A 10,063-nucleotide genomic window follows, 5' to 3' on the forward strand; every position below is an offset into this window, starting at 1 on the left:
CTTCCCGGCGGTGGCTCAATGCAGAAAAATCAATGCGACGAATCATATACAAGAAAAGATCGATGCATTGATTGATACTGCGAATTGGATGGCGGCGCACACGGCCGGCAGCCGAGCCGGCCAGCCCTCCGGCCGACCGACCCTCCGCCTCAGTACAAGCCCCGCACCTGCGCATGCAGGCGCACCAGGCCGAGCAGGGCATCCACATTGGGCGTGGCGATGCCGACGTGGCTGCCGATCTCGCGCACCGCGCCGACCAGCGCATCGATTTCCAGCGGCCTGCCGGCCTCGGCATCCTGCAGCATCGAGGTCTTGAAGGCCCCCAGCTTGCGCGTGACCCGGTTGCGCTCTTCGCCGCTCTGCGCGATGGGACAGCCGATGGCCGCGCCGATGCGGCCGGCTTCTTCCATCAGCGCCAGGCAGAAACGATTGACCAATGGGTCGTCGAGAATGCGGTCACAGGTGGCCCCGGTCAGCACCGACACCGGGTTCATGGTCATATTGCCCCACAGCTTGAACCAGATGTCCTGCTGGATGGCAGAGGATGCCTCGACCTCGAAGCCTGCCGCCGCCAGCAGTCCAGCCACCCGCTCGACGCGCGCGTCGCTCCCCCCGCCGGCAGCCCCCAGGATCAGGCGCGCGCCGAAACCGTGCCGCACCGTGCCGGGCGCCGGCGTGGAAGCGGTCAGGTGCACCACGCAGCCGAGCACCTGCCGCGCGGGAATGGCCCGGCCGATCGCGCCATCGGGATCCACCGAAGCCAGCGCAAGGCCAGAGCAGGGGCCAGGACGGGCAAAGAACCACCACGGCACGCCATTCATCGCCGTCACCACCACGGTATCGGGCCCGATCAGCGGGCCGATGCCGCTCGCCAGCGCCGGCAAGGCGGGCGCCTTGACCGCGATCACGACGATGTCCTGCACGCCCAGCCGGGCCGGATCGTCCTCGGCGCGAACGGCGTAAGCCGCCGTCTGGCCGCCCTCGATCAGGGTCAGGCCCTGCTTGCGCAAGGCCTCCAGCGTGTGCCCGCGTGCCAGCACCTGGACGGCCTGCCCGGACTTGGCCAAACGGGCGCCGATAAAACCGCCGACGGCGCCGGCCCCCACGATGCAGACCCCGCTCATGGCCGTCCGCGCCGGTCGACGGCGCTCATAGTATTCACACGAAGAATCATTACAATCTATTCCTTGTACGATGAATCAATCGCATCAATTTCCCGGGTCAGCGCGGCAAACACGTCCTCACCGGCACCGAAGCGGGGATCGAACTGCAGGGAATCGCGCGTGCACTTGCGCCGGATGTCTTCCGACACCGGCAAGGCGGCCCCCATGGACAGCGTGGCGAGCTGGATCTCACAGGCCCGGTTGAGCAGCCAGAGCGTGCTGAAGGTGCGCGCCAGCGTATCGCCCCAGGCCAGCAGGCCGTGGTTGCGCAGGATCACCGCCGGTTTGTCGCCGATATGGCGCACCAGCCGCGGCCCCTCGTCTTCATGGACGGTGATGCCCTCGAAGGGATGGTAGGCAACCTTGTCGAACAGCTGGGCCGCGTAGAAGTTGCTCATCGACAGCCCCGCCGCCGAACAGGCCACCGCCATGCCGGCGGTGGTATGCGTGTGCATCACGCAGTGAGCGCCGGCAATGCCGGCATGGATGGCGGCATGCACCGTGAAGCCTGCCGGATTGACCGGCCAGCGGCTGTCGCCGACCACCTTGCCGGCCAGGTCGACCTTGACCAGGTTGGAAGCCTTGACCTCGGCATAGCGCAGGCCGAAGGGATTGATCAGGAAATGGGCGCCGCCGTCAGCGCCGCAGCTGGCCTCGGCCGGCAGGCGCAGCGTGATGTGGTTGTAGATCAACTCGGTCCAGCCGAGCCGGTCGAAGATGCGATAGCAGGCGGCCAGCTTGACGCGGGCTTCCCACTCGAGCGGATGGCACGATGCAGGCATGCGGGTCTCCTCGCAGCGGTGGGGAACCGGACCGCGCCCGCTCGGAACCGCGCCGGCGCGCCGTCTCCTTTCCGACACATTTAGTTAATGTGTTAATCATTATAGGGGGCGCCCGACGCCGGCGGCAAACTTGCCGCACTCCGCAGCCGGTTTCAGCGCAGGTCGTTGCGCATCACCAGCAGCCACGGCATGTGCGAGTTGGTCACGCCGTCCAGCTGGCCGGAATCGCCCAGCTCGACCAGCTCCATCGACACCGACTGCTGGACATTGCCACCGATCGCCTTGACCAGCCCGGCCGCCGGATCGACCTCCACCACGATGTCGCAGTGCATGGGCGTGGTGCCGAAACCGATCTCCGCCGGGCTGCCGAGGTATTTGTCGCGCCCGCGCGCGGCACAGATGAGATCGCCGGGGCGTGGCATCGCCGGCACGGCCTCGACGTGGAACGCCGGCCGCGGCAGTACATGGTCGCGCGCATCGGTGACGTACATCGAGTGCGAGGCTCCGGTCAGGAACTGGCTATCGTCCAGGCCCGCCTTGCGCAGCACCCAGGAGATGAACACTGCCGACCACGCCCAGTTCGGCTGGGTCACCTGCTCGCAGCTCGGCTGCTTGCCGACGATGCCCCAGTAGCGCTGGGCCATGGTACAGCCCTGGGCGGTCGCCTCCACGCCGGTGCCGTCGGGAAAGTTCGGGCAATCCTCGTCGGGGCGGCTGTTCTCGGCCTCGCTGTCGGCCGAAGCCGCTTCCCCCTGGCCTTCGCCGGAGGCGGGGGAGGCGATGACCGGCGCGGGCAGGGGCGTGGCGATCACGCAGGCCGTATCGTCCCGTCCCAGGCGCACGGTCTGGCCGCCCCAGCGCCGCCACTCCTGCAGCGCGATCTCGACGATGCGCTGGCGCGGCGTGGCCCCGGGCGAGGTCACCGGCCGCTCGAGGTCCGGCAAGGGGATGGCCTGCGGGCGGGCCGGAGCAGGTGGCTCGGTACTGCAGGCCGCCAGGGCGGCCAGGGCGGCAGAGAGCACCAGCCAGCGCGCGGCTCGCTGTGGAAAATTTTGTGGAATCGCCTGTGGAGAGACTTGTGAATAAGCCTGTGGGAGCAGGCTTGGCAAGAACCGGATCGCCATTGGCCACCTCGGGGAGAAGCGTGCGGACCCGCTTGATTTGATTGACTTTACTACCGGCCTGCGCAGTCGTGCGAGCGACCTTTCCGCCCCCTGCAACAGATCCACCCGGAACGGGATAAGTCTTGTGGATAACGTCCCCGCCCGGCCCACTCCTGCGCCTTCAGGCACGGGGGTGGCGGCACGGCGGGGTCATACGATCGGGCTTCCGTCAGGGCCCGCTACCACTCACTGGTTGACGGCGTCCTTGAACTTCTGGCCGGCCTTGAACTTCACGGTCTTGGCGGCCTCGACCTTGATTTCTTCGCCGGTGCGCGGGTTGCGTGCCATGCGCTCACCGCGCTCGCCCTGGCTGAACGTACCAAAGCCGATCAGGCTGAGCGTATCGCCCTTGGCCACGGCATCCATGATGGCCGACAGGGTCACGTTCAGTGCCTGTTCTGCCTTGGCCTTGGTGAGCCCGTCCACGCCGGCGGCGATGGCGTCGATCAGTTCGGTTTTCGTCATGCTTCACTCCGTATCGAGTTGATAAAACACAGTGTCCCGGACCGTGCCGATGCCGTTGGCAGCGGCGCCGGCCCTGGCGCTGCGGGCCACATCATACCGTGTCGGGCCGAGCGCACCGGGAACAGATTGTTACAGGCACGGATACATCTCCGGCCCGGCGTATGAGGTGCGATGCGCCTGCGGCAGGTCGCGGACACCTATCCGGCCGCCAGCAGGCCCAGGATCGCGACAGGAGCTCCAGGAACGCTCCCAGGCCTGAAACGTGGCGCAGCGCCTTCCAGCCCCCTCCCAGCCCCTCCCAGCCCCTCCCAGACGTTCGCAGGGGCTCCACAGGCCTCCCGGGGACTCCGGCGGGCCTGTGGCAGCGTTGCAGCCTCCCGGCGGGCCTGAATGGCCTGGCGGCCGCACCTGACGCAGCACCGAATCCGCAACGCGCTGTCGGGCTATCGGCAACCTGCACTATCTTGCAGCTTCGCGACGACGCCCCCCGCCAGCTATTCACGCCGCGAATCCGCGCCGCCCCGCTCGTCCACAGATGCCACGGGAAGGTAAACGGCAGCCGGACGGTTTACGTGAGGGAGGACGCTTGCCGCTCCGTGACCGCGCGGGCGGGGCGTATACGTCGACCGCGAGCGCCGATCCGGGTTCGCCGCGCAAAGCGTATACGTCGCGCCACGTATACCCGGCGAGCCTTCACGATCCCGTTGCCTATCGAACAGGCAGGGCCGCTTGGCCGACCTCCGGGAACGGGGGCCCGTTTTTCCCTGCTGGCAGGGCGAAGCCCATCGGGTTTACATCGTTCTTTCATGTATACAGATAGTGGTAGTAGGTAAACGCCTGCCTCTTCTGTGGATAACCCGTCTTTCTCCAAGTAAATCAAGGTCTTGCGTTAACGGTAAGTGCACGGACGGCATGTTGGCCGGGGTGGATGACTCAACCATCTGGATGAGATGACGGGAGCGCGGACTCCGACTTATGCCTGAGCCATCCCCATGCGAACCCCAGCCGCCCCACATGCAATGCGCGTGCTTATCCACAGAAATGGCCCGGTTTATCCACCGCGAGGGGCGGGGTGCGTGTGCGTTTTCCGTACGTTTAGCCTGGGTGAGGTATGCGCCGCCGCGTAGCCGGGCGGTGTACGGCGTATACGGTGTGCGGGGGGGCAGCGGACGGCTCGACGTATACGTGGTGTGTCGGTAGCCCCGGTAGCCCCGGGGATGCTGTCGTAACCACGGCCGGTTATCATCGCGATCGCGCCGGAGGGCTGGCGCAGGCGCGCCCGGCAAGGGGCGGGAAGGCATGGGAAGGCAAATGGTGGACGAGTCGAAACCGGAACAGCAGGATCAGCAGGGCCAACAGGCGGCGCAGGCCAAGGGGGACAAGCCTGGCAAGGCCCGCAAGGATGCGCGCGACCGCATTGAGGTGCGCCAGTCGGGGGTGCACGGCAAGGGTGTCTACGCGATCGCGCCGATCGCGGCGGGCGAGCGCGTGATCCAGTACAAGGGCGAGCGCATTTCGTGGAAGGAGGCCCTCAAACGCCACCCGCACGATCCCGAGGATCCCAATCACACCTTCTATTTCAGCCTGGAAGGCGGTGACGTGATCGACGCCAAGTTCGGCGGCAATCGCGCGCGCTGGATCAACCACGCCTGCGAGCCCAATTGCGAGGCGCGCGAGAAGAAAGGCAAGGTGCATATCTATGCACTGCGCGACCTGGCGGCGGGCGAGGAGCTGTTCTACGACTACGGCCTGGTGATCGATGCGCGCTACACGAAGAAGCTGAAGGCCGAATACGCCTGCCGCTGCGGCAGCCCCGAGTGCCGGGGCACCATGCTGGCGCCGAAGAACAAGAAGTAAGGGGCGGGCGCGGCCGGTCTCAGGCCGTGCCGGGGGCTTCGCAGGGCACGCGGATGACGAAACGCATCGCCGGCGTGCCGTCGGTCTCGGCCGCAGGCACGTCTTCGATGCGGATGGTGCCCTGATGCAGGGTCACGATTTCGTGGACGATGGCCAGGCCCAGGCCGGCACCACCCGGCGCCGCGCCTGGCGTGGTCGTGGCCGGGCCATGGTCGCCGCGGAAGAAGCGCTTGAACACCTCTTCGCGCCGCGCCGGCGCGATGCCGGGACCGTCGTCTTCGATCATCACCACCGTCATGCCGCGGTGGCCCAGGGTCTCGCCGCCGGCGCGCACTGTGATGCGCCCGCCCGGCGGCACATACTTGACCGCGTTGTCGAGCAGGTTGCTGAGCGCTTCGCGCATCAGCAGGCGATTGCCGCGCACCACCGAGGGCGCGGTGCCGGTGAAGGTCGGGCCGGGCAGGGTCTCGAAGCCCAGGTCGATATGGCGTGCCAGGGCCTGCGGCACCCATTCGGCGCCGGTTTCGAAGGCCATCTCGGCCAGGTCGAAGTACTCGACCGGACCGAGCCGCTCCAGCGACAGGCCCGGCTCGGCGCGCGCCAGGGACAGCAGCTGGTTGGACAGGCGCACCGCGCGGTCCGAGGAGATCTGCAGTTCACGCAGCGCATGGCGCGCTACCTCCAGGCTGTCGGCCGACATGGCGCGGTCGGCGTGCAGCTTGACCGCGGTCAGCGGTGTGCGCAACTGGTGCGCCGCATCGGCGATGAACTTGCGCTGCGCATCGAGCGCGTCGCGCAGCCGCGACAGCAGCGCGTTGAGGGCACGGATCAGCGGCTCGACCTCGGCCGGCACCTGGGTTTCGTCCAGCGCCGCCAGCGAGCGCGCGGTCTGCCGGTTGAGCTTGTCGGTCAGCAGCTGCAGCGGCACCAGCTCTTCCTTGAGCACGTGCGACAGGATCAGGCTGCCCACCAGCAGCAGCAGGATCAGCGGCACCGACACCGACAGCAGGATCTCGTTGGCGGCCGCCTCGCGCCGGTCCAGCAGCTCGGCCACCTCCACCACGATGGGCCCGCGCGGCGGCTTGCCCTGCACGCTGGTGGCGAACTCGTCGGCGGCGGCGCTGGGCAGGTTGACCGGCAGGCGCACCGCGCGCACCTGACGGCCGCTGAACCAGGCATAGAACAGCCGGGCATCGTGCAGCGTGGTCTGGCCGGTGCCGTAGCCCAGCCAGGTGTCCATGCCGCCGATCAGTCCGTCGGGGCCGTGGATGCGCCAGTAGATGCGGTCGCTGCCTTCGGCCTCGACCAGCGTCTGGGCGATCATGGGGATGTCCTGCTCGAGCCGCGGGCCGGCGATGCGGATCTGCTGGGCGATATTGTTGGCCACGCCGTAGAGCGCGCGGTCGAACACCTGGGTGGTGTAGTGGGCGGCCAGCCAGTAGGAGAGCGAGCCGCTGGTCAGCACCAGGGCGAACAGCGGCGTGGCCAGCTCGCGCAGCAGGTGGACCCGCAGGCTTTGCGAGGAGGCCGGCCGGGCCGCTGGCGCGCTCCCTTCGGCGGGGGCGCTGGGACCTGGCCTGGAACGCAGCCACATGGTGGAACGGCGCGGGGCGCTTACTGGCCCGCGCGGATCTGCAGCAGGTAGCCGAAGCCGCGCACGGTGACGATCTCCACGTCGCTTTCCTCGAGCTTCTTGCGCACGCGGTGCACATAGACTTCGATGGCGGTGTCGCCCACCGTATCGCCGCCTTCGCCGGCGGGATGGGCGAAGGTGGCCAGGTGGTCCTGCAGCTGCGCCTTGCTGACCACGCGCCCCTGGCGCTGCAGCAGCAGTTCCAGCACGGCGAACTCGCGCGGCGACAGTTCCAGCGGCTTGCCGTCGATGAACATGCGGCGGTCGTTGCCCGACAGGCGCAGGCTGCCCAGGCGCACGTCGCGCTCGGGCGCGGCTTCGCCGTGCTGGCTGCGGCGCAGCAGCACGCGCACGCGCGCTTCCAGTTCGGGCAGCGCGAAGGGCTTGACCAGGTAGTCGTCGGCGCCGGCGTTGAGGCCGGACAGCTTGTCTTCCAGCTCGTCGCGCGCGGTCAGGATGATGACGGGGGTGGTGCGGTTGCGGGCGCGGTAGCGCGCCAGCAGGGTCATGCCGTCGATGCCGGGCAGGCCCAGGTCCAGGATGACCAGGTCATGCTGTTCGCGCATCAGGTGTTCGGTGGCATAGACGCCATCGTGCACCACGCGCACCTGGTGGCCGGCCTGGGACAGGCCGGCTTCGACGCCACTGGCGATCTGGCGGTCGTCCTCGATCAGCAGGATACGCATAACGGCAGGGGGAAAAGCGGGAAAGGGGATGGATACGGCTGCTGGCTGCAGATTGTACAGGGCGCCGGCCCGGCCCGCCGCGAATTCCCCCGCGCCCCCGCCGGCGGCGCGGCAGCGCTCAGCGCTGGCCCAGCGAGGCCGCGGCCTGCTCGATGAAGCGGGCCAGGTTGATATCGCGCATGGTCAGGCCGTTGGCGTCATGGGTGGACAGGGTGATGTCGACCCGGTTGTAGACGTTGAACCACTCCGGGTGGTGGTCGGCCTTCTCGGCGGCCAGCGCCACGCGCGTCATGAAGGCGAAGGCGGCGTTGAAGTCGGCGAAGGTGAATAGCTTGCGGATGGCGTCGCGGTCAGGCACGGCGGTCCAGCCGGGCAGCGTGGCCAGCAGCGGGGCGCGTTCCTGCTGGGAGAGGGCGGTCAGGGTGGTCATAGCGATCTCGATCGGGGAAGGGCGACACAAGGGGCGACACGGCTGCGCTGCGCGATGAGGCGCGCAGCGATCGCGTCAGGGGCGGAACGGGGCATGCCGGCCCGTCCGCGCGCCGCCGTGGCGGCACCCGGGCGCATGCCGGCATTGTTTCACAAAGTGAGGCAAGGGGCCGGGCCCCGCCGGCTCAAACGTCGTCGCTGTCGCTCCAGCCCTCGCGGGTGCCGGCATTGAGCACGAGGTCGCCTTCGGCCACATCGCCCGCGCCCAGCGTGGGCAGCGCGCGCAGCGACTCGTAGAGCGGCGCGAAGTCGGGACGGGTGGCGTCGAACAGCTGTTCGAAGCTGTCGATGACGAAGTAGGTCTTCTGGAAGGTGTCGATGCGGTAGCGCGTGCGCATGATGCGCCGCACATCGAAGCCGATGCGGTTGGGGCTGGCCGAGTCCAGGCTGTAGAGGGACTCGCCCTGGCTGGACAGGATGCCGGCGCCGTAGATGCGCAGGCCCGCGTCGGTGCGGATCAGGCCGAACTCCACCGTGTACCAGTACAGGCGCGCCAGCATGTCGAGCGCGTTCAGCGAGGCCGCCTTGAGGCCGCCCTTGCCGTAGGCTTCCATGTAGTCGGCGAAGACCGGGTTGATCAGCAGCGGCACGTGGCCGAAGACGTCGTGGAAGCAGTCGGGCTCCTGCAGGTAGTCGAGCTGCTCGGGCTTGCGCATCCACCAGCTGGCGGGGAAGCGGCGGTTGGCCAGGTGTTCGAAGAAGACGTGGTCCGGCACCAGGCCGGGCACCGCCACCACCTGCCAGCCGGTGGCGTGCATCAGCGTCTCGTTGAGCTGCTCGAAGTCGGGCACGCGGTCCTTGCCCATGCCCAGGGTCGACAGGCCTTGCAGGAACTCGTCGCAGACCCGGCCGCGCAGCATCGAGGCCTGGCGCTCGTAGAGCTTGCGCCACACCGCGTGGTCGCTCTCGGTATAGCGGTGCACCGGCTGGGCGATGGTGAAGTCGGGGCGCAGTTCCTGGCCCGACAACAGGCCGGCGTCGAACTGTTCCTTGAGCTTGTCGGTCAGGGTGCCCTGGAAGCCGGCGGGGGTGCCGGCCTGGCTGGCGGCGGTGCTTTGCATGTCCATACGGTGTGTCTCCGCGCGGCGTCGCGCGCATGGGCAGCGGCGATCGGGTATCCGCTGCGGATTATCTGCAAAGTCTAGCCATCCACCCGCGAAATTTGCCCGCAAATTCGGCTTGGAATCGCTTTGTGGTGCGCGTAATATGCGCACTACAAGATAATGATGCGGAAATCCCGCATTGCACCGCCGGCCCTGCCTCGGGAGCCCTTCGCCATGGTTTCGCTCGATCCCTACGACCTCGCCCTGCTGGCCGCGCTGCAGGCCGACGGCCGCTCCACCCACCAGCAGCTGGCCGAGCGCGTACACCTGTCGCCCAGCCAGGTCGGACGGCGCCTGGCCCGCCTGGAGGCCGACGGCGTCATCACCGGCTACCGGGTGGCCCTGGCGCCGGCGAAGCTGGGCCTGGGTGTCCTGGTCTTCGTCAGCGTCAAGCTGGCCCACCACGGCGATGCCATCATCGAGCGCTTCCGCGAGGACATCCTGCTGCTGGAGGAGGTGCAGGAGTGCTACTCGGTGGCGGGCGAGGCCGACTACCTGCTGCGCGTGGTGGTGGCCGACCTGCCCACGCTGGCCGAATTCACCATGAAGAAGCTGATGCGCGTGACCGGGGTGGAGAGCGTGCGCTCGAACATCGTGCTGACCGCGCTGAAGCAGGACGGGCCGCTGCCGCTGTCGCAACTGCGCTGAAGTGCGACGTGGCGTATGCGCCACGGGCTTGCGCTCGCCGCGGCTGCATGTCACCCTCGCCGCATGCCAACAGG

General features: G+C 68.2%; 10 protein-coding genes. 2 read left to right on the forward strand and 8 right to left on the reverse strand.

The genetic code is table 11. The features are described 5' to 3' along the window. Nucleotides 1–149 precede the first annotated feature (149 nt). The 4 genes from BKK79_RS11310 to BKK79_RS11325 form a co-directional block, all read right to left on the reverse strand. Nucleotides 150–1,124 (reverse strand): 2-dehydropantoate 2-reductase, encoded by a 975-nt coding sequence (locus tag BKK79_RS11310; protein ID WP_071010449.1) that lies wholly within the window; start codon nucleotides 1,122–1,124, stop codon nucleotides 150–152. Between the two features lie 56 nt (nucleotides 1,125–1,180). Further along, complete coding sequence (locus tag BKK79_RS11315; protein ID WP_071037730.1) at nucleotides 1,181–1,945, reverse strand: class II aldolase/adducin family protein; 765 nt, start codon at nucleotides 1,943–1,945, stop codon at nucleotides 1,181–1,183. 152 nt (nucleotides 1,946–2,097) lie between these two features. Next, the gene (locus BKK79_RS11320) at nucleotides 2,098–3,069 is read right to left on the reverse strand and encodes a DUF2272 domain-containing protein (protein WP_071037731.1); all 972 of its coding nucleotides are present in this window, start codon (nucleotides 3,067–3,069) and stop codon (nucleotides 2,098–2,100) included. Between the two features lie 225 nt (nucleotides 3,070–3,294). Next, the gene (locus tag BKK79_RS11325) at nucleotides 3,295–3,573 is read right to left on the reverse strand and encodes an HU family DNA-binding protein (protein ID WP_071010446.1); all 279 of its coding nucleotides are present in this window, start codon (nucleotides 3,571–3,573) and stop codon (nucleotides 3,295–3,297) included. 1,311 nt (nucleotides 3,574–4,884) lie between these two features. On the opposite strand from BKK79_RS11325, the gene BKK79_RS11330 reads away from it, so the two are divergent. After that, nucleotides 4,885–5,430, forward strand: coding sequence for an SET domain-containing protein (locus tag BKK79_RS11330; protein WP_071010445.1), 546 nt, complete (start codon nucleotides 4,885–4,887; stop codon nucleotides 5,428–5,430). A 19-nt stretch (nucleotides 5,431–5,449) separates the two neighbouring features. Here the strand turns inward: BKK79_RS11330 and BKK79_RS11335 are convergent, their stop codons facing one another. From BKK79_RS11335 to phhA, 4 genes are all read right to left on the reverse strand, one after another. Further along, entirely contained in the window at nucleotides 5,450–7,024 is a 1,575-nt protein-coding gene (locus BKK79_RS11335; RefSeq protein WP_071037732.1) for a sensor histidine kinase, read from the reverse strand. 20 nt (nucleotides 7,025–7,044) lie between these two features. After that, nucleotides 7,045–7,749: a response regulator transcription factor gene (locus BKK79_RS11340; RefSeq protein ID WP_071010443.1), complete on the reverse strand. Its 705-nt coding sequence runs from the start codon at nucleotides 7,747–7,749 to the stop codon at nucleotides 7,045–7,047. A gap of 118 nt (nucleotides 7,750–7,867) precedes the next feature. After that, nucleotides 7,868–8,170, reverse strand: coding sequence for a 4a-hydroxytetrahydrobiopterin dehydratase (locus BKK79_RS11345; RefSeq protein ID WP_231908010.1), 303 nt, complete (start codon nucleotides 8,168–8,170; stop codon nucleotides 7,868–7,870). Between the two features lie 193 nt (nucleotides 8,171–8,363). Beyond that, a complete protein-coding gene (gene phhA, locus BKK79_RS11350; protein ID WP_083384178.1) occupies nucleotides 8,364–9,299 on the reverse strand; it encodes a phenylalanine 4-monooxygenase in 936 nt (311 codons plus the stop codon). 216 nt (nucleotides 9,300–9,515) lie between these two features. Here phhA and BKK79_RS11355 point away from each other — a divergent pair, with 216 nt between their 5' ends. Continuing rightward, the gene (locus tag BKK79_RS11355; protein WP_071010440.1) at nucleotides 9,516–9,989 is read left to right on the forward strand and encodes an Lrp/AsnC family transcriptional regulator; all 474 of its coding nucleotides are present in this window, start codon (nucleotides 9,516–9,518) and stop codon (nucleotides 9,987–9,989) included. Nucleotides 9,990–10,063 lie beyond the last annotated feature (74 nt).

The sequence above is a fragment of the Cupriavidus sp. USMAA2-4 genome, from assembly GCF_001854305.1.
GTDB lineage: Bacteria > Pseudomonadota > Gammaproteobacteria > Burkholderiales > Burkholderiaceae > Cupriavidus > Cupriavidus malaysiensis.

What these genes read in the sequence shown, in the direction of transcription:
- phhA (WP_083384178.1), bottom strand. Translation starts at nt 9,299, where the DNA reads ATGCAAAGCACCGCCGCCAGCCAGGCCGGCACCCCCGCCGGCTTCCAG.
- BKK79_RS11340 (WP_071010443.1), bottom strand. Translation starts at nt 7,749, where the DNA reads ATGCGTATCCTGCTGATCGAGGACGACCGCCAGATCGCCAGTGGCGTC.
- BKK79_RS11335 (WP_071037732.1), bottom strand. Translation starts at nt 7,024, where the DNA reads ATGTGGCTGCGTTCCAGGCCAGGTCCCAGCGCCCCCGCCGAAGGGAGC.
- BKK79_RS11315 (WP_071037730.1), bottom strand. Translation starts at nt 1,945, where the DNA reads ATGCCTGCATCGTGCCATCCGCTCGAGTGGGAAGCCCGCGTCAAGCTG.
- BKK79_RS11330 (WP_071010445.1), top strand. Translation starts at nt 4,885, where the DNA reads ATGGTGGACGAGTCGAAACCGGAACAGCAGGATCAGCAGGGCCAACAG.
- BKK79_RS11310 (WP_071010449.1), bottom strand. Translation starts at nt 1,124, where the DNA reads ATGAGCGGGGTCTGCATCGTGGGGGCCGGCGCCGTCGGCGGTTTTATC.
- BKK79_RS11320 (WP_071037731.1), bottom strand. Translation starts at nt 3,069, where the DNA reads ATGGCGATCCGGTTCTTGCCAAGCCTGCTCCCACAGGCTTATTCACAA.
- BKK79_RS11355 (WP_071010440.1), top strand. Translation starts at nt 9,516, where the DNA reads ATGGTTTCGCTCGATCCCTACGACCTCGCCCTGCTGGCCGCGCTGCAG.
- BKK79_RS11325 (WP_071010446.1), bottom strand. Translation starts at nt 3,573, where the DNA reads ATGACGAAAACCGAACTGATCGACGCCATCGCCGCCGGCGTGGACGGG.